Raw genomic sequence first — 18,345 nt, 5'->3', positions numbered from 1 at the left:
CCGGCGCGGTGCGCGCGCGATCAGGGTTTGGACGGGGCGGCGGCCTTCGGCCGCGAACGACGACGGCCGCCCCTCCCCCGACGGGGACGGGCGGCCGTGGCGCTTCCCGGGTCAGGGCGTGGCGACCGCCGGCCGCGGCGCCGTCAGCACCCCGAGCAGGTGCGCCACCTCCCGGGCCACCGCCTCCCGGCCGGCCCCCAGATAGGTCCGGGTGTCGACCAGCGCGGGCTCGGAGGCGAGGCGGTCGCGGACCGCCGCGGTGAACGCCTGGTTGAGGTGGGTCGCGATGTTGACCTTCGTCATGCCGTGCGCGACCGCCCGCGCCAAGGTCTCGTCCGACGCCCCCGAGGAGCCGTGCAGCACCAGCGGCACCGGTACGGCGGCCCGCAGGGCGGCGACCAGGCCGAGGTCCAGCTTCGCCGTGCGGGTGAGCATGGCGTGCGAGGTACCCACGGCGACGGCCAGCGCGTCGACGCCGGTGCGCGCGGTGAACTCGGCCGCCTCGGCCGGGTCGGTCCGGGCACCCGGCGCGTGCACGCCGTCCTTGCCGCCGACCTCGCCGAGTTCGGCCTCCACCCAGACGTCCGAGGCGTGGCACAGCCCCGCCACCTCGGCCGTGGCCCGCACGTTCTGCGCGTACGGCAGCGCCGAGGCGTCGAACATCACCGACCCGAAGCCGAGCCGGACCGCCTCCGCCACCAGGGCCGGCTCGGTGGCGTGGTCCAGGTGGACGGCCACCGGCACGGCCGCCGCCCGGGCCACCGCGAGCGCGGCGCCGCCGACGGGCGCGAGGCCCCCGTGGTAGCGCACCGCGTTCTCGCTGATCTGCAGGACCACCGGCACGCCGGCCGCCTCCGCCCCGGTGACGATGGCCTCGGCGTGTTCCAGCTGGATCACGTTGAACGCGCCGACACCGTAGCCGCCGCGGGCGGCGGGTGCGACGATCTCCCCGGTTCCGACTAGGGGCATGCTTCTCCTTGAGGATGCGTCCGGCCGAGCTCCTCGGTCCGGACGAGGGCGAGCAGGCGGTGGTGGGCCTCCGCGTCGAAACGGCCGGCCTGCGGGGCGAGGACGGCGGCGGCGGACAGCGCCACGGCCCGGCGCAGCCGCTCCGGCCACGGGAGACCGGTGGCCAGGCCGAGGGCGAGGGCGGCGACCACCGCGTCACCCGCACCGGTCGGGTTGCCGGCCACGGCCTCGGGCGGGCGGGCCCGCCACCGGCCCTCGGAGGTCAGGGCGAGCAGTCCGTCCGGGCCGAACGAGGCGACCACGGCCTCGGCACCGGCGACGCGCAGCCGTTCCGCGCCCTCGGCCGGATCCGCGGTCCCGGTCGCGGCGGCCAGTTCGTGGGCGTTGGGCTTCACCACGGCCGGCCGGGCGGGCAGGGCTCGTACCAGCGCGGGCCCGTCGGCGTCCAGGACGACCGCGACGCCGTGGGCCCGGGCCCGCTCGGCGAGCCCGCGGTACGCGTCCACCGGCAGTCCGGGCGGCAGGCTCCCGGACAGGACGACGACGGAGGCCCCGGGCAGCAGGTGCTCGTAGTGGGCGAGGAAGCGCCGCCACTCCGGCGGCGAGATCTCGGGCCCGGGTTCCAGGAGCACGGTGGTGTCCCGGTCGTCCGCCACCGCGACCGTCCGGCGGGTCTCCCCCGCGACCTCGACCAGTTCGTCCGGCAGTCCGGCCTCGGCGAGCTCGGCCCGGACGGCCCGCCCGGTCGGCCCGCCGACCAGGCCGGTGACGGTCGCGGCGTGCCCGAGGGCGGCCAGGACCCGGGCGACGTTGATGCCCTTGCCGCCGGCCTGCCCGCTGACGGTCCGTACGCGGTTGCTGGCGTGCGGCCGGACCTCCGGCAGCCGGTAGGTGAGGTCCAGGGCGGCGTTGAGCGTGACGGTGAGGATCACCGGCCACCACCCGCCGACAGATCCTCGGCGAGCAGGGCCGCCCCCAGACTGCCGGCCCGGTGACCCAGTTCCGCGGCCACCAGCGGCGGCGCCGGGCGGAACGGCAGCCGCTCGGCGAGTGCGGTCCCCAGCTGCGCCAGGTACACGTCGCCGGCCAGGGCCAGCCCGCCGCCGATGACCAGGCGCTCCGGGTCGAGCAGCACGGTCAGCGCGGCCAGGCCGTCGGCCAGCGCCTCGACCGCCTCGGTCCAGACCCGGCCGGCCGGGCGGTCGCCCGACACGGCCCGGGCGCGGACGTCCTCGGAACTCGCCCCGGCGTCCCCGGTGGCCCTCCGGTAGCGGCGGGCGATCGCCGAGGCGGAGGCCAGCGTCTCCACGCAGCCGTGGTTGCCGCAGACGCACGGATCGCCGCCGGGTCGCACCACCAGGTGGCCCAGTTCGCCCGCGAATCCGCGGCTGCCCGCGAACACCCGTCCGCCGAGCACCGGCGCGGCGGCGATCCCGGTGCCGACCGGGACGAAGACGAAGGAGGCGCAGCCGCGCCCCGCGCCCAGGCGGCTCTCCGCCAGGGCGCCGGCCCGGACGTCGTGCCCGAAGGCCACCGGGAGGTCCAGGTGCTCCTCCGCCCGGCTGCGCACGGGCAGGTCGCGCCAGCCGAGGTTGGCGGCGAGGACGGCGGTGCCGCTGGTCTCGTCCACCAGGCCGGGGACGGCGATCCCGGCGGCCCGCGGCGGCGTGCCCCGACGGGCGGCTCGGGCCCTCAGGTCGTCCGCGCACCGCAGCACCGTGTCGAGGACGGCGTCCGGCCCGCGCTCGGCCCGGGTGGGCCACTGCGCGGACTCGACCGGCCGGCCGCCGTCGACCACGACACCCTTGATGTGCGTGCCGCCGACGTCCAGCGCGATGACCGTGCCTGCGACCGGGGTCACGACCCGTCCAGCACGATCGACCGGGTCAGGTGGCGCGGACGGTCGGGGTCCAGGCCGCGGCCGACGGCCAGCCGGACGGCGAGGCGCTGTGCCCGGATCAGGTCCGCCAGCGGGTCGAGGTCGGACACCGAGACCCGCGCACCGGTCCGCTCGATCTGCGGCACGAGGCCCGCCGGCGGCACGCCGAGGAACCACACCACGCTGCCGGGGCCGCTGACGCTGATCGGTCCGTGCCGGTACTCCATGGCCGGGTAGGACTCCGTCCACGAGGACGACGCCTCCCGGACCTTGAGCGCCGCCTCCTGCGCCACGCCGCAGGTCCAGCCGGTGCCCAGGAAGGTGAACTGTCCGGCGCCGAGCGCCCCTTCGGGCAGCGCGGCGGTCAGTGCCCGGCTCGCCTGCTCGGGCAGGTCCGACGGCACGGCGCCCAGGTGCGCGCGCAGCAGGACGAGGGCGGTGGTGGCGAACCTGGTCTGCACGACGGACTCCTCGTCGGCGAACTCCAGTGCCACCACGTGCCGGGCGGCCTCGCCGACCGGGGTGGACGGGTCGGCGGTGATCGCCACCGTCTCGGTGCCGCGGGTGCGCGCCAGCGCGTCCAGCACCTCGGTGGTCGTACCGGAGCGGGTGAGGGCCACCACCCGGTCGTAGCGCCGGGCCGTCGGGAACTCGGAGGCGGCGAAGGCGTCGGTCTCCCCCAGTCCGAGGCTCTCGCGCAGCGCCGCGTAGGCCTGGGCGATGTACAGCGAGGTGCCGCAGCCGACGACCGCCACGCGCTCGCCGGGTTCGGGCAGCTGCTTCGGGGTCAGGTCGAGGGCGCGCTGCCAGCACTCGGGCTGGCTCGCGATCTCGTCGTCCACGTGGGCCATGACGTCCTCCTGGGTTGTGGCGCACATCCGTGCGCGGGCTGGGGAGCAGAGGTGCCGGGCCCCGGGGGTGGCAGCCCCCGGGGCCCGGTGTCAGGCCCGTCCCGCCGGACGGGCCCGGGTCAGCCGATCGACCACCGCTGCAGCGGCGAGCCGGTGTCCGGCTCCTGCGTCACCGGGGCGCCGTCGGCGGTCGAGGCGGTGGTGAGCTGCAGTCCGCTGCGGGCCGAGGTGACGGTGTACGAGCCGTCGGCCGTCGGCCGGACCTTCCAGTGCTGGTTGGCGCCGCCGGTGCACGGCCACTGGATGATCCGGGCGCCGGCGGCGGTGGAGCCGCCGTCGACGTCGGCGCACATCGACGAGAGGCCGTTGACCAGCTCGTAGGAGCCGTCCGGCTGCCGACGGAACTGCCACAGCTGGTCGGCGGCGCCGGACGCGGTCCAGGTGATGAGGCCGTTGCCGGCGGTGGTGCTGCCGTCCGCGTCGTCGAGGGCCTTGCCGCCCGTGGTCGGCGTGTGGTTCCCGCTGAGGTCCGGCTCGACCGTCCAGGTGAAGGTGGCCGAGGCGCACGCGGTGCCGGACGAGGCGGTGACGGTGACGGTGGAGACGCCGGCACCGGTCGGGGTGCCGGTGATCAGGCCCGCGGGGCTGACGGAGAGCCCCGCGGGCAGGCCGGTCGCCGTGAAGGCGAGCGGCTTGCCGGCGCTGTCGGTGGCCCCGAGCCGGACCGAGGCGGCCTGGCCCACGGTGCCGGACTGGTCGCCGGGGGCGGTGAGCACGACCGCCTCGGGGGCCGTCCCGGTCGGGGCGAAGGAGAGAGCCTGCTCGGCCGCCGTGCGGCCGGCACCGACCGGGCTGCCCGTGGTGTCGCTCCAGGTGCGGGCGGGCGCGGTCTCGGCGAGTCGGCCGGCGGTGCCGGACATGCCGATCACCAGGCCGCTGTAGCGGTTCACCAGCTGGAATCGGCCCTTGCCGGCCTTGCCGGGGAGGATGAACCACTGCTGACCGACCGTGGCGTTCCCACCGACGGCGGTGGTCGCGGTCAGCCCGGCGCCCCAGGCCCGGCCGGCCGTCGAGGCGGAGTCGACGCCCAGCAGCTGGCCGGTGGCCGCGTTGGCGATCCGGTAGGAGCCGTCTCCCTCGGCCAGGAACCTCCAGGACTCGCGGACGGATCCGGCGGGCCGGGCCGCGGAGGTGACCGCGGAGGCGCCGGCGGCCTGGGTGAGGACCCGGCCGTTGCCGCTCTGGATCCGGTAGGTCCTCGTCAGGTCGACCGGCGGGGCGGCCGGCGCGGAGGAGCCGATGGTGAGCTCGACGTACTGGCCGTCCGAGCCGGCGCAGGCGAAGGAGCAGTACGACCGGAAGGTCTTTCCGACGATCGCGGACTGGGTCAGGTTGGCGCTGTCCAGGAACCAGCGGTACCACGAGGCGGTGTGGTAGCCACCGGTGTCGCCGAGCAGGGTCCACTTCTGGGTGGCGAGGTCCTTGGTGGCGTAGATCTGCTGCGGGGCGTTGCCGCTCTGGTCCACGGCCTGCGGAGCACCGATGTAGAGGCCCAGGTAGGCGTCGTAGCTGACGTTCATGACGAACAGCGGCGTGCTCGGGGCGAGCGTGCCGGCCGCGATCTGCCCGCTGACGGTGCCGGGATTGGCCGGGTCGTACTCCTTGGCCGGCGGGAGGTACCCGGTGGGGTAGGCCTTGTCGGCGGGCACCATGTCACTCTCCAGGCCGCCGGCCCCGGGCTGCGACCACGCGCCGTCGTACCACTTCTGCCAACTGTCCGGCGCCATCTTGGCGGCGATCGGGGCCCGCGCGACGTGCTGCTGGAACGCGCCCCAGCTGCCGCCCTTGTCGACGATCCGCGAGCCGTAGAACACGTAGAAGTAGCCGGCGGCGGTGTCCACGAACAGCCGCTGGTCGCCGTCGCCGTAGTGGAAGGTCTGCTGCGGGAAGGCCGCGGTGTCACCCCGGGCGGTGCTGTACGGCGAGGTGATGACGTGGTCCTCGATGGTCCAGGTCCGGCCCTGGTCGGTGGAGACGGCGTAGTCGATCGCGTCGTAGTGCAGGCCGTCACCGAACGGCTGCGGGGTGAACTCGTTGTGGACCAGGCCGTACCAGTCGCCGGTGTCCGGGTCGACCCAGACTCCCGACAGGTCGCAGTAGTTGCGCTGGGAGTAGTGCGAGCCCTGCGGGGCGTAGCTGGACTCGCGGCCGGTGGGGCTGTCGTTGCACCGCCGGGTGGTGTCGTCGTTGCGGTCGTTCGGGTCGGCGGGGTTGACGGCGTCGCTGATCGCGGCCGACCTGGTGGCGCTCTCGAAGTCCGCGCCGGTGTAGAAGTCCCACTGCCGCGAGTCCTTCGCGCCGTACAGCGAGTGCGACTGCTGGAAGTAGAACGTGCCGTCCTTGTCGGTGTAGACACCGGCCGGCGTGTCGTCGGGGTACGCGTACGAGCCGGTCCCGCCGATCGCGATCGTGTACGTGGTGGCGGGCGCCGGTGCGGCGGGGGCCGGTGCGGGGGCGGCGGACAGGGTGCCGGCGCCGAGCGCCGCCAGCGCGGTGGCGGTGAGCGCGTGGGCCCATCGGGTGCGTAGGAGTGACACGGGTACTGCTCCTCTTCCGTGACGGGGCGCACCGTTGCGCCCCTGCTGTGGGGGTGCGGAACGGGAGAGTGGTCGTGGGGGAAGCCGGCGGTCAGCCGTCGGCCATCCGGAAGTCGTACTGCGGCGGCACCGGTGTGCCGGGGTGGACGGCGAGCCAGAGCGAGTCGAGGGAGAGTTCGCCCTCGCGCATGGTGTCGACCTGGATCCCCTCGGCCAGCAGGCGCCGGACCCGGTCGTCGTCGCCGCAGGCGTGCGCCGTCTCCGCTTCGACCAGCCTGATCCGCCCGTGCGCCCGGTCCGCCGGGGAGAGCTCCTCGATCAACGCCAGGGCCTCGGCGGAGCGCTCGGCACGCCGCAGCGACTCCAGCGTCTCGATCGTCAACTCCCGTAGTTCCGGCCGGAGTCGGTGGGCCGAGCGCATGAGCTCGGCGGCCTCCCGCGGTTCCGGTGTGAGGAACGCGAGCGAGCGCAGCGCCCAGGGCGAGGCCTGCGCGGCGACGGAGCGCTCGAACGCCTCCCGGGCGGACTCCCGCTCCCCGGCCGCCAGGCGCAGCAGCCCGAGCTGGTACAGCGCGTGCCAGTCCGTGGCGTGCCCCTCCAGCAGCAGCTGCCAGTGCGCGCCGGTGACCGGCTCGGCCGGCGGGTCGCAGACCGGGAGCGTTCCGGTCTTGAGGAGCTGCCGCCAGGGCTCCTGGGCGGCCCTCGGCTCGCCGAAGGGCAGACCGGGCGAGGCCGGCAGGGCGCCGGCCTCGATCTCCAGCGCGGCCCAGCCTGCACCCTCGGCCAGCACCTCCTCGGGCGCGCCGAACCCGTCGGCCAGCGCGTCGGCCAGCTCCAGCTCCAGCGGCGGGACCAGCCGGTCCAGCGCCTCGCCGGCGGCCTCCCGGGCGCCTTCCCAACTCCCGTGCACGACCTGCGGATCGGCCTGCAGCAGGCCGTACGCCTCGGTCCAGGACCAGGTGGCGCCGGCGGGCATCGGGAGGTGCTCCAACTGGGTACGGGCCAGGCCGGCCTGGATCTCCAGGTAGGCGGCCCCCGGGCCGGAGAGCCACTCCTGCCAGTGCTTGCCGCCGGTGCCGGTGCCCCAGCAGAACAGCTTGCGGCCGCGCAGCCGCGCGGTGGAGGTCTGGACGAGCCCGGTGCCGGCGCGGTCCAGCGCGGCGATCCAGGGGCGTCGGCCGGCGGGCAGGTCGAGGAAGTAGTCGGCGGCGCGCGGCAGCCGGCCGGGGTAGCTGCGGTCGGTGCCGTCGACCTCCGGGAAGGGCACCCGCCGCAGGTCGCTGACGTAGTCGCAGTGGAAGGCGTGGCCGGCCGGGCCGAGGACCCGGACGTCCCGGTCCTCGGGCACGGCGATGTTGGACCACCAGTAGACCGGCGTCTCGGTGGGCGAGGGGTTGTGCACGGCGATGTGGACGTACAGCACCGGGGAGCCGGCGGGCAGCCAGGCATCCAGTCGCAGGACCAGGCGCCGCAGCCGCTCGAAGGCGTACATCCGCAGGACCGGGGTGCCGTCCGGCGCCGCCACCCGGACGGCGTGCAGTGGCTCGCAGGTCAGCGGCCAGTGCCCGGTGGCGCCGAGGTTCCACTCCACCCCGCCGGCCAGCCAGGCGTCGCGCAGGGCGAGGTTGGCGGGCTGGAGGATCCGGTTGCGGTGCAGCAGCTCCCGCCCGCTCGGCCGGTGGACCAGGGACCACAGCCGCCCGCCGAGGGAGGGCAGGAAGGTCGCGGTCAGGTTCTCGTTCTCCAGCACCACGCACGGGAGTTCACGCTCCGCACGGACGCGGTCGTACCCGCCCTGCCGGGTGTACGGCAGCAGCGTGCCGGGCGCCCCGTAGGCGAGGTTGCGGCGCATCTCGTCGTCGACCCCGGCGCCTGCCCCGGTCTGCCGGGGCAGGCCGTGCAGGATCGGCAGGGCGCCGCCGACCGGGTCGGGGGTGCCGTCGATGCGGAGCAGGTCGGTGCGCAGGGTCGAGGTCACGCGGGAAGACGTCACTTTCCGATTCCAACCGTCATGCCCTGGATGATCCGCGAGCCCATCCAGGAGAAGAGCGCGATCATCGGGGCGAGGATGATGCAGACTCCGGCGAACATCGTGCCGAAGTCCAGGCCGTTGAACTGCTGTGCCGCGACGAACGAGGAGAGCGCCACCGGGAGGGTGGTCGCCCCCTGGCTGTTCGTCAGGACGAGGGCGAACAGGGTCTCGTTCCAGGAGGTGATGAACTGCAGGAGGAAGGCGGTGACCAGCCCGCCCCGGGCGACCGGGAGCACCACCTGGACGAAGGTCCGCACCGGTCCGGCGCCGTCCAGGACGGCGGCCTCCTCCAGCACACCGGGGATGCCGCTGAAGAAGCCGGTCAGCAGGAAGACCGTGAAGGGCATCGCCAGGCCGACGTAGACCAGCCCGAGGCCGAGGTCGCTGTCGGTCAGGTCCACCCGGGACAGGCCGACGAACAGCGGCACCACCAGCACCTGGCCGGGCACACCGAGGCCCATGGCGAACGTCATCGTCAGTGCCGAGGAGGTCCGCGAGCGGCGCCGGGCGAGGGCGTAGGCGCAGGGCGCGGCGAGGGCGACGGCGACCACGGAGGAGAGGCCGGCGGTGAGCACGCTGTTGAGGGCCGCCCGCGCGAAGCCGCCCGCGTCGAGCGCGGTGGTGTAGTTGTCGGTCTTCGGGCTGGTCGGCAGGCCGAAACCGTGCTGCAGGATGTCGGGGCCGCTGCGCAGCGAGGTCAGGAGGATCCACAGGACCAGCAGCAGGTCGGCGGCGACGACGAGCCAGACGGCGGCCGTGCCGATCCTGCTCGCGAGTCCGGCGGCTCGGTTGGTGCGTCGCACGGGTGGTGACCTTTCCGGTTGCGGTGGGGGGCCGGGACGCGACGGGTCAGTACTCGACCGGCTCGCGGCGCAGCAGGCGGCGCAGCACGACGGTGATCAGGGTGACCATGGCCAGGCTGACCGTCGCGGCGGCGGTGGCCGTGCCCAGCCGGGGGACGGTGCCCTGCGGGAAGGCCTCGCTGTACACGTACACGGCGGTGTTCCAACTGCTCACCGGCGGGTAGGCGTTGGTGCTTCCGCCGTAGAGCAGGATCAGCTCGAAGATCTTCACCGAGCTGACGGTCCACAGCACCGCGCAGACCGCGATGACGTCCCAGGCGCACGGCAGGGTGATGTGCCGGAAGCGCTGGAAGGGGCCTGCGCCGTCCAGTTCGGCCGCCTCGTAGAGGTAGTCGGGGATCTGGTCGACCGCCGCCATGATGATCGAGGTGTAGTAGCCGGTCGCCGTCCAGACCAGGGTGCCCAGGACCATCGGCAGCAGGTTGTCCGTCGACAGCCACTTGGGCGGTGTCGTCACTCCGAACAGCTCCAGCGCCTGGTTCACCGGGCCGGTGGGCGAGAACAGGAAGCCGGCCGCGATGCCGAAGACCATGCCGTTGACCAGCGACGGGAAGAACAGCACCGACCGGGCGAAGAGCCTGGCCCGCATCTCGCGCAGCACCAGGGTCAGCGCGAAGCTGAGCACGAAGGTGATCGTGCCGCCGATGACCATGATGTCGAGCGTGTTGAACAGGGAGGTGCGGAACCTCGGGTCGCGGAACAGCAGGGTGTAGTTCTGCAGACCGCGCCAGTCCATCTCGCCCATGCCGTCCCACCGGTACAGGCTGGTCCACAGGGCGTAGCACACGGGGGCGATGAACAGCACCGCGTACGCGACCAGCGCCGGCGCGGTGAACGGCCAGAAAACCCGGCGGCGTTGGCGCTCCAGCGGGCCGACGCCGGCCCGGACGGCGCGCCCGGACCGGCCCCGGGCGGCGTCCGTCCCGGGCGGGCTCTCGATCGTCGTCGCCACCGTCAGCCCTCGGTCTGCCAGTAGGTGACCTGGTCGGCCTTGCACTTGGCGACGAACTGGGCGGCCGTGATCTTGCCGTGCCAGAAGTCCAGGTAGTTCTCGTTCAGGACCTTGGGCAGCCAGCTGCCGCCCACGCCGTCGAAGCCGAGGCGCAGGGTCGGGGCTTCGAGGGTCTTCTGGACGTCGGCCAGTTCCGCGGGGGCCGGGATGTCGGCGCGCGGGGTGATGTTGAGCGCGGTGGTGGAGATCCCGGACAGGTGCTTCTTCTGCAGGAAGAAGGCGATGAACTTCTGCGCCGCGGCCGCGTTCTTGGCGCGCTTGGGGATCGCGAAGCCGAACAGGCCCGCGTCCGGGGCCTTCGCGGTGGGCGGCAGGATCGAGGCCGTCTTCCAGCCGGCCGGGACCTGCTTGGCGATCTCGGCGGTGACGTAGCTGCCGTCCATGTAGAACGCGGCCTTGCCCGCCGTCCAGTTGGTCTCCTGGGCCGGGAACTTGGTGGCGTCGTAGCCCGGGATCAGGTGGCCGCCTTTGACCAGCTGCTCCGCCTGCTGCGCCGCGGTGAGGACCGCCGGGTTGTCCCAGGCCGCGCCGGACCTGTCGGCGGAGAGCTCGGCGACGTTCACTCCGGCGCCGTTGAGCAGGTAGTCGAAGAACAGCCCGTTGGTCCAGGGGTCCTCGCCTTCGGAGGCGATGCACGCCTTCCCGGCCGCCTTCAGCGCGTCGCAGACCTTGAGGAGGCCGGCCCAGTCGGTGGGCGGGGTCGGCATGGCCGCAGCGACCGCCGGGTCGGCCGCGTTGTAGAACATCGCGTTGGTGACGACCTCGTACGGGATCACGTAGTGGTTCGAGCCTGACGGGTCCTTCGGCAGCATGTCGAAGTACTTGGCCGGGATGACCTGGGAAACCGGGACGTTCTCCTCCGGCACCTGCAGCTGCAGCACCGGCGAGAGGTCGAGCGCCTGACCGGCCGCGGCGGTGGTGCCGTAGACCTTGTCGTCGGACTCGTCCCACAGGTCCGGGGCCTGGTTGGCGGCGATCGCCGGGCCGATCTTCTTGGCGATGTCCCGGCCCGCCCAGGTGACGTTCACCTTGGCACCGGTGGCGGCGGTGTAGTCGGCGATCGCGGCCTTCAGTACCTGGGCCTGCGGCTCGTCGGCGCGCCACATCGACCAGTAGCCGAAGCTGCCGGCGGCCTTCGCGTCGCTCCCCGAGCCGCTGCCGCAGGCGCTCGCCCCGAGCGCGAGTGCGACGGCGGTGGCCGCGCCGAGGACGCGACGTGCGGACATGGTCGTTCTACCCATGGGTGGTTCCTCTCGGAGGCGCGAGATGCCCTGCGGACGGGCCGTCAGCCGGGGCCCGGGGACGGGGGCGTCGCTGTGGATGGCTGGGACGATACGGTCGGGTTGACCGGTAAATCAAGAGTCCTTGCAGAATCGACGTCCGGCTCGGGGCAACCGGGCAGCGCCGAGGTGGCGAATCCTCAAGTCACCGCCGGGACAGGGGTTTGGATCAATCTTGACGACCCTTCACCGATGCCCTACGTTTCATCGAAAGCAAGTTGACCGGTAAATCGAAGGATCCAGCCATGGTGACGATGCAGGACGTGGCCGAGCGTGCCGGGGTCACGAAGCAGACCGTCTCCAACGTCATCCGCGGGCGGGGGGCCGTGAGCCCGGCGACCGCGGCCCGGGTGCGCGCCGCGATCGAGGAGCTGGGGTACACCCCCAACCTGGTCGCACGCTCCCTCGCCACCGGCGCCACGCGGACGGTCGGCCTGTTCGTCCCCACCGTGACGGGCTCCTTCTACCCCGACATCGTCGAGGAGGTCGAGGACGTCCTCGACGAGAACGGCTACCACCTGCTGCTCTGCACCACCCGGCTCGACGGGGAGCGCGCCAAACGGCACCTGGCCGGACTGACCAGCCGCTCGGTGGACGCGCTGCTGATCGCCGGCGACCGGGACCTGATCGACCACCTGCCGCTGCTGGCCGAGGCCGCCTTCCCGGTCGCCCTGTGCGCCTGGGAGACCGACGCCCCCGACCGCTTCCCGGTGGTCACCATCGACTACGAGCGGGCGGGCTTCCTGGCCGGGCGCCACCTGCGCGAACTCGGGCACGAACACGTCGCCGTGCTCGCCAGCCCCGACCACGCCCCCCGGGTGGCGGGCTTCCGGCGCGCCTTCGCCGCCGACGGCCTGACCGTCCCCGACACCGCCGTCCACACGGCACCCGAACCCACCCCCGCGGGCGGCTTCGCGGCGGCGACGACGGCGCTGACCACCGACCCGGCGATCACCGCGGTGTTCGCCACCCACGACGTCCTCGCCCTCGGCGCCCTGGAGGCCGCCCGGGCCGTGGGCCGTTCCGTCCCGCACGACCTGTCGATCGTCGGGCACGACGACAACCCGGAGGTCGGCCTGGCCCGGCCGGCCCTCACCACGGTGGCCATCCCCAAGCGGGAGATGGCCCGGGAGGCGGTCGAGCTGCTGCTGCGCGCCCTCACCCGCTCGGGCAGCCCGGCCAACTCGATCCAGCTGCTGCGCCCCGAGCTGGTCGTCCGGGACAGCACCGCCCCCACCGGCGGCCGCTGATCCGGGCCCGCCCGGTCACCTCAGCCCTTCGAAAGGACACCGGCCTTGTCGTCCGATCCGGCCTCCGACCACCAGCGCCTCTGGTACCGCCGGCCGGCCGGCTCCTTCCTGGAGGCCCTGCCACTGGGCAACGGCCGGCTCGGCGCCCTGTTCCTCGGCGGCGCGGAACGCCCCGGCGGCGCCGACCCGTCCGGCGTGGGCGAGACCGTCCACCTCAACGCGGACACCCTGTGGTCCGGCGGGCCCTGCCCGCACGACGCCGCCGACGCCGACGCCGCCGAGCACCTCGCGGAACTGCGCGCCGCCGTCCTGGCCGACCGCGACTACGCCCGCGCCGACGCCCTCGCGACCCGGATGCAGGGCCCGTTCACCGAGGCCTACCAGCCGCTCGCGACCCTCCGACTGGAGCTCGGCGACGGGCCGCCGGACGACTACGAACGCTCGCTGGAACTCGACGAGGCCGTCCACCGGGTCTCCTACCGGAGCGGCGACGCGCAGATCCTGCGCGAGTCCCACGTATCGGCCCCCGCGGACGTCCTCGTCACCAGGATCACCTCGTCCGCCCCCGGCCGGATCGACCTCACCGCCCGCTTCGACACACCGCACCCGAACCCGCACACCGGCGGCACCGGCCCCGACCGCCTCGTCCTCACCGGCCGGGCCCCCGCGCACGTGGCCTTCGGCGAGGAGGGCCCGGTGCGCTACCGCCCCGGCGAGGGCACGGGCTTCGCGGCCGGGCTCCACGTGGTGGCCTCCGGCGGCCGGGTCGAGCGGACGAGCGGCACGGTGACGGTGCGCGGCGCCGACGAGGTGCTCCTGCTGGTCGCCGCCGAGACCGGCTTCCGCGGCCACACCGAGCCCCCGGCCGGCCCCGACGAGGGACCGACGGCGCAGCTCGAACGACGCTTGGACGCGGCCGCCGCCCGGCCGTACGGACAGCTGCTCGCCGACCACCTCGCCGACCACCGGCGGCTGTACCGCGCCACCGCGCTGCGCCTGGGCGACGGCCCCCCGAGTGCGCTGCCCACCGACGAACGGCTCGCCGCCGTCCGGGCCGGCCGGGCCGATCCCGCCCTGACCGCCCTCCAATTCGCCTACGGCCGCTACCTGTTGATCGCCTCGTCGCGCCCCGGCAGCCAACCCGCCACCCTGCAGGGGATCTGGAACACCGAGACCTCCCCACCGTGGAACTCCAACTGGACCACCAACATCAACCTGCAGATGAACTACTGGCACGCCGAGACCACCGGCCTCGCCCCCTGCCACGAACCCCTCTTCGACCTGATCGCCGACCTGGCCCGCACCGGCGCCCGGACCGCCGCCGCCTACTACGGCACCGGCGGCTGGACCGTCCACCACAACGTGGACCTGTGGCGCTCCGCCGGCCCCGTCTCCGGCTCACCCTCCTGGGCGAACTGGCCGATGGCCGGCGCCTGGCTCTGCGCGCACCTGTGGGAGCGCCACCTCTTCGACGGGGACCACGACTTCCTGGCCGAACGGGCCTACCCGCTGATGCGCGGCGCCGCCCGCTTCCTGTTGGACTTCCTCACCGAGGACCGCGACGGCCACCTGGTCACCTGCCCGTCCACCTCCCCCGAGCACCACTTCCGGCTGCCCGACGGCGGCCTCGCCGCCGTCTCCGCCGCGGCCACCATGGACCACTGGCTGACCGCCGAGCTGTTCGCCAACACCGCCTCCGCAGCCCGCCTCCTCGGTGTGGACGCCTACCTGGCCGAGGAGTTGGACACCGCCCGGGGCCGGCTCCGCCCACCGCCGACCGGCGGGGACGGCCGCCTGCTCGAATGGTGGGAGGACCTCCCCGACGAGGACCCGGGCCACCGCCACCTGTCCCACCTCTACGGCCTCTACCCCGGCAGTGCCGTCGACCCGCTCACCGACCCGGCGGGCGCGGAGTCCGCACGGCTCGCCCTGGCCCGCCGCCTCGACCACGGCGGCGGATCGACCGGCTGGAGCCTGGCCTGGGTGGCGGCCCTCGCCGCCCGCCTCGGTGACGCCGACCTCGCCCACCGCAGCGTGCGCGGCCTGCTCACCGACCACTCCGCGGCCGATCTCCTCGGCCTGCACCCGCCGGACCTGTTCCAGATCGACGGCAACTTCGGCGCCACCGCCGCCGTCGCCGAGATGCTGCTGCAGAGCCACAACGGCGTCCTGCGGCTGCTCCCGGCCCTGCCCGAGGCCTGGCCGACCGGCCACGTACGGGGGCTGCGGGCCCGCGGCGGTCTCACCGTCGACCTCCGCTGGGACGGCGGCCGTCTCACCGAGGCGAGGGTGCACGGCACCCGTCCGCAAACCCTTGACCTGCTGCTCCCCGCCGGCACGCCGGAGCCCGTGGTGACGGACCCGACCGGCCGGATCGCCGCCGCGACGCTCACCCCCACCCCGGCCGGGCTGCGGCTGACCACGCGGCTCGGCGGGCCGGGGAGTCACCGGATCCGCACGCCCGACTGAGCGGGCCCCCGGCACCGCCCGGGCCCCGGGTGGGGGTGCCGGCCCGGCCGACGTAGGCAGGGGAAGCTGACAACGTACACCGGCCCCACCGGGGAGCGGCCGGTGGCGGCCCCGCAGTACCGGGCCACAGCCGGTATGTGCGCGCACCGTCTTGACCCGTCGCGGCGCAGCGCGCAGTCTGGAGATACAACGTAAATGTGGCATGTAAATCCAGCCCACATGCGTACCAGGCTCATGGGAGGTCTCCATGACTGCCGAAACTCGCGGCGACCCGACACAGCCGCACACCGAGTCCGAGGACCTCGGCTGGACGATCAACATCCCCGGGCACCCGCCACGTGCCGACTCCCCCGAGTACCAGGCCGCCCGGGCCGAGATGCACCGGCTGACCGACACGCTCGACAGGCCCTTCTACGGCTCCGAGCCGGTGGAGGACCACCACGGCGGCGGCCTGTGGCTCAAGGACTCCGAAGGCTGGTTCCTGGTCCGCAACCTGGTCGGGATCGAGTGGTCCGCGCAGTTCTGCGCCGACCCCTCGAAGGTCGACCTGCTGCGGCAGAACGCGAAACGGCTGTACGCGCTCTGTCCTGACGCGGTTCGGGAACTCGGCATCGGGGAGCTGCTCGACACCCCGATCACGGATGCCGCCGGCGTGCAGCGGTGGACCGACTCGATCTGCAACGCCAGCGTGCCGCTCCCCCACGCGGTGCACTCCGCGGCGCTGCCGCAGGGCGGCGGAGTGCACCACTACCCGAGCCCGGTGACGGAGATCGTCTTCTTCAAGAGGGACGACTTCCGGCTGTGGGTCGTCGACGCGGGTGGCCAGGCCGTCGCCGTGGCGCCGGTGGCGAAGCGCGGTTCGGGTGACGGGCGGGTGCAAGTGCTGTTCGCGGCACAGGAGTCCGCGCTGCATCCCGAGCTGGAGCGGGCCCGTGACAGCGGGGACGCCCTGCTGCTGGAGTCGGACCATCCGATGGCCCGGACGGCCTTCGCCCAGCAGTACGGCACGCCTGCCCCGAGCGCGGCGGCCCCGAGCACGCCTGCCCCGAGTGCGGCGGCCCAGCCCCGGGCGGCCGCCTAGGAACCATGGACACGGCACAGGGCCGCGGACCGGGCGCCGGACACGGCACCGGACGCGGCACCGGACACGGCACCGGACCGGGTGCCGTCGAGGCCGTGGTCGAGCTGCGGTCCGGCGACGGCGCGCGGCTCGACGCCCTGCGGAACTGGTGTGCCGGGCACGGGATCTCGGTCCTGCCGATGGCCGCCGGTGCGCTGGTCACGGGCCCGACGGCGCGGTTCCGGGAGGCGTTCGGGCACGGCCCGGTCTCCCCCTCGGGCGCGGAGGCCCTGCCCGTCCCGGACGAACTCCGGGAAGCCGTACGGTCCGTCACCGTACTGCCGGTACCGGAGCCCCATTCCCCTGACGCATGACGACAGTTCTCCCGGGTACCCGAGGCCCGGTTCATCCCCTGAGGAGACATGATGCTTCCCACGACAACGCAGAACGGGCAACCTCCTCCCGACCTGGTGTTCGGCTACGTGTCGGCACGGTCGGAGGGTGGAACGCCGATGACCGAGGCGACCGACCTGACCTCGGCCGCGCCGTTCCGGGCCGGTGAAACCGTCCGCACCCGGGCCAAGGAACGGGCGGAGGAGGCCGGACTCACGGTCACCGCCGAGAGCCGACTCGGCTTCACGGTCTACGGATCGCCGGCGGCCTACGAGCGCCTGACCGGTGGCCGGGTCACCTCGTACGAGGCCCTCCAGCACGTGTCGACCGGGCGCCGCCGCTACGTGACCCACCTCGACCTGGTGGGCCCGGACCAGCCCGCCGCCCGGGGTGTCGGGGCCGCACCGGACACCGACGACATCGAGGCCGTCGTGCTCGAACAGCCGCGCTCCTGCTACCGGTTGTCGCCGAGCCCGCAGCCACCGAACGTGAGCAAGTTCCACCTGCGGCTCCCCGGCGACGTGGCCATGCTGCTCGGCGCCACCGCTGCGCACGCGCAGGGCGCGGTGGGCGCGGGCGTGGACGTCGCCATGGTGGACACCGGACACTACCCGCACCCCTTCTTCACCCTGCAGGGCTACGACGTCGATCCCGTCGTCACCGTGGTGCCCGGGACCAGCCCCGCCAAGGACCCGATCGGGCACGGGACGGGAGAGTCGGCCAACATCTTCGCCGTGGCGCCCGGCGCGAAGCTGAAGTTCTTCCGGGCCAGCGACGCCGGCGGCAACCTGACCAGCGCCGTGGCCGGTTTCCTCCTGGCGAAGGCCGCTCACCCGAGGGTGCTCACCAACTCCTGGGGCGGCGACCTCGACTTCCCGCCCCTGGACCCGCAGCCACCCGCAGCGTCCCGGGTCTGGATCCTGGAGATCAAGGACGCGGTGGAGAAGGGCATCGTGGTGGTGTTCTCGGCCGGCAACGGCCACTTCTCCGTCGAACCGCAGGTCCCCGGAGTGATCGCGGCCGGCGGGGTGTTCGTCGGCCCCGGCCTCGGCGTCCAAGCGTCCGACTACGCGAGCGGATACGCCAGTCCCTGGTTCCCCGGTGAGGTCGTGCCCACGGTCTGCGGGCTGGTGGGGATGCTGCCGCGGGCCCAGTACCTGATGCTCCCCGTGCAGCCGGGCTGCGAGCTCGACGTCGAGCAGAGTCAGGCGAGCGACGGGCAGATGCCGGACACCCCCGACGGCACGACCCTCGACGACGCCTGGGCGCTCTTCTCGGGCACCTCGGCGGCCGCCCCGCAGATCGCCGGAGCAGTCGCCGTCCTGCTCGGCCAGAACGGCCGGCCGGGCATGACGGTCCAGCAGGTGACGGAGGCACTCGTGACGACCGCCACCGACGTCACCGCCGGCCACAACCACCCGCGGTTCAACAACCCGGCCGGGCCGGGCCCGGACGAGGCCACCGGGCCGGGACTCGCCAACGTGAGCGCGGCCCTCGCGTTCGCGAAGGCCAACTTCTGAACAGGCCGACTCCTGAGGAGGCCGACCTCTGAGCAAGCCGACTCCTGAGAAGACCGGCTGCCGACCGGACCTGCACGCCTGGTTCCGGGGCACGGCGCGGGTGGGGGCCCCGGGCGCGGGGCCCGCCCCACGGCCCGGGGGCCGGGCGCGCGCGCGCGGCGGCGCGCCCC

14 protein-coding genes are annotated in these 18,345 nt (G+C 74.1%); 5 read left to right on the top strand and 9 right to left on the bottom strand.

What is annotated here, in order from left to right; translation table 11 throughout:
- Positions 1–111: 111 nt before the first annotated feature.
- The 9 genes from ACFV0O_RS33205 to ACFV0O_RS33165 all read right to left on the bottom strand — a co-directional run bounded on the left by ACFV0O_RS33205 (position 112) and on the right by ACFV0O_RS33165 (position 11,429).
- Positions 112–969, bottom strand: a complete 858-nt coding sequence (locus ACFV0O_RS33205; RefSeq protein ID WP_380347470.1) for a ketose-bisphosphate aldolase — start codon at positions 967–969, stop codon at positions 112–114.
- A complete protein-coding gene (locus ACFV0O_RS33200; RefSeq protein WP_380347469.1) occupies positions 960–1,901 on the bottom strand; it encodes a 1-phosphofructokinase family hexose kinase in 942 nt (313 codons plus the stop codon). The genes ACFV0O_RS33205 and ACFV0O_RS33200 overlap by 10 nt, the downstream gene beginning before the upstream one ends.
- A complete protein-coding gene (locus tag ACFV0O_RS33195) occupies positions 1,898–2,830 on the bottom strand; it encodes an ROK family protein (RefSeq protein ID WP_380347468.1) in 933 nt (310 codons plus the stop codon). Before ACFV0O_RS33195 ends, ACFV0O_RS33200 begins: the two co-directional genes overlap by 4 nt.
- A complete protein-coding gene (locus tag ACFV0O_RS33190) occupies positions 2,827–3,699 on the bottom strand; it encodes an SIS domain-containing protein (RefSeq protein ID WP_380347467.1) in 873 nt (290 codons plus the stop codon). The genes ACFV0O_RS33195 and ACFV0O_RS33190 overlap by 4 nt, the downstream gene beginning before the upstream one ends.
- A 119-nt stretch (positions 3,700–3,818) precedes the next feature.
- Positions 3,819–6,296, bottom strand: a complete 2,478-nt coding sequence (locus ACFV0O_RS33185) for an RICIN domain-containing protein (RefSeq protein WP_380347466.1) — start codon at positions 6,294–6,296, stop codon at positions 3,819–3,821.
- 91 nt (positions 6,297–6,387) lie between these two features.
- Positions 6,388–8,289: a DUF5107 domain-containing protein gene (locus ACFV0O_RS33180; protein ID WP_380347465.1), complete on the bottom strand. Its 1,902-nt coding sequence runs from the start codon at positions 8,287–8,289 to the stop codon at positions 6,388–6,390.
- Entirely contained in the window at positions 8,286–9,131 is an 846-nt protein-coding gene (locus ACFV0O_RS33175; protein ID WP_380347464.1) for a carbohydrate ABC transporter permease, read from the bottom strand. The genes ACFV0O_RS33180 and ACFV0O_RS33175 overlap by 4 nt, the downstream gene beginning before the upstream one ends.
- Before the next feature lie 46 nt (positions 9,132–9,177).
- Positions 9,178–10,143: a carbohydrate ABC transporter permease gene (locus ACFV0O_RS33170; RefSeq protein WP_380347463.1), complete on the bottom strand. Its 966-nt coding sequence runs from the start codon at positions 10,141–10,143 to the stop codon at positions 9,178–9,180.
- A 2-nt stretch (positions 10,144–10,145) separates the two neighbouring features.
- Complete coding sequence (locus ACFV0O_RS33165) at positions 10,146–11,429, bottom strand: ABC transporter substrate-binding protein (protein WP_380347462.1); 1,284 nt, start codon at positions 11,427–11,429, stop codon at positions 10,146–10,148.
- Between the two features lie 299 nt (positions 11,430–11,728).
- Here ACFV0O_RS33165 and ACFV0O_RS33160 point away from each other — a divergent pair, with 299 nt between their 5' ends.
- The 5 genes from ACFV0O_RS33160 to ACFV0O_RS33140 all read left to right on the top strand — a co-directional run bounded on the left by ACFV0O_RS33160 (position 11,729) and on the right by ACFV0O_RS33140 (position 18,175).
- Complete coding sequence (locus ACFV0O_RS33160) at positions 11,729–12,733, top strand: LacI family DNA-binding transcriptional regulator (protein WP_380347461.1); 1,005 nt, start codon at positions 11,729–11,731, stop codon at positions 12,731–12,733.
- A 45-nt stretch (positions 12,734–12,778) separates the two neighbouring features.
- The gene (locus tag ACFV0O_RS33155; RefSeq protein WP_380347460.1) at positions 12,779–15,202 is read left to right on the top strand and encodes a glycoside hydrolase N-terminal domain-containing protein; all 2,424 of its coding nucleotides are present in this window, start codon (positions 12,779–12,781) and stop codon (positions 15,200–15,202) included.
- Positions 15,203–15,449: 247 nt separating this feature from the next.
- Positions 15,450–16,283, top strand: coding sequence for a DUF6424 family protein (locus tag ACFV0O_RS33150; RefSeq protein WP_380347459.1), 834 nt, complete (start codon positions 15,450–15,452; stop codon positions 16,281–16,283).
- 5 nt (positions 16,284–16,288) lie between these two features.
- Complete coding sequence (locus tag ACFV0O_RS33145) at positions 16,289–16,636, top strand: hypothetical protein (protein ID WP_380347458.1); 348 nt, start codon at positions 16,289–16,291, stop codon at positions 16,634–16,636.
- Between the two features lie 138 nt (positions 16,637–16,774).
- The gene (locus ACFV0O_RS33140; protein ID WP_380347457.1) at positions 16,775–18,175 is read left to right on the top strand and encodes a S8 family serine peptidase; all 1,401 of its coding nucleotides are present in this window, start codon (positions 16,775–16,777) and stop codon (positions 18,173–18,175) included.
- Positions 18,176–18,345 lie beyond the last annotated feature (170 nt).

It is taken from the genome of Kitasatospora sp. NPDC059577 (genome assembly GCF_042735475.1).
In the GTDB taxonomy this organism is placed as follows: domain Bacteria; phylum Actinomycetota; class Actinomycetes; order Streptomycetales; family Streptomycetaceae; genus Kitasatospora.
Note: the sequence above shows the minus strand (reverse complement) of the source record. Positions and strands in the feature narration are given on the sequence as shown.

Excerpts from the sequence above, each read along its gene's own strand:
- ACFV0O_RS33205 (WP_380347470.1), bottom strand. The coding sequence starts at position 969 with ATGCCCCTAGTCGGAACCGGGGAGATCGTCGCACCCGCCGCCCGCGGC.
- ACFV0O_RS33190 (WP_380347467.1), bottom strand. The coding sequence starts at position 3,699 with ATGGCCCACGTGGACGACGAGATCGCGAGCCAGCCCGAGTGCTGGCAG.
- ACFV0O_RS33165 (WP_380347462.1), bottom strand. The coding sequence starts at position 11,429 with ATGTCCGCACGTCGCGTCCTCGGCGCGGCCACCGCCGTCGCACTCGCG.
- ACFV0O_RS33160 (WP_380347461.1), top strand. The coding sequence starts at position 11,729 with ATGGTGACGATGCAGGACGTGGCCGAGCGTGCCGGGGTCACGAAGCAG.
- ACFV0O_RS33150 (WP_380347459.1), top strand. The coding sequence starts at position 15,450 with ATGACTGCCGAAACTCGCGGCGACCCGACACAGCCGCACACCGAGTCC.
- ACFV0O_RS33145 (WP_380347458.1), top strand. The coding sequence starts at position 16,289 with ATGGACACGGCACAGGGCCGCGGACCGGGCGCCGGACACGGCACCGGA.
- ACFV0O_RS33140 (WP_380347457.1), top strand. The coding sequence starts at position 16,775 with ATGACCGAGGCGACCGACCTGACCTCGGCCGCGCCGTTCCGGGCCGGT.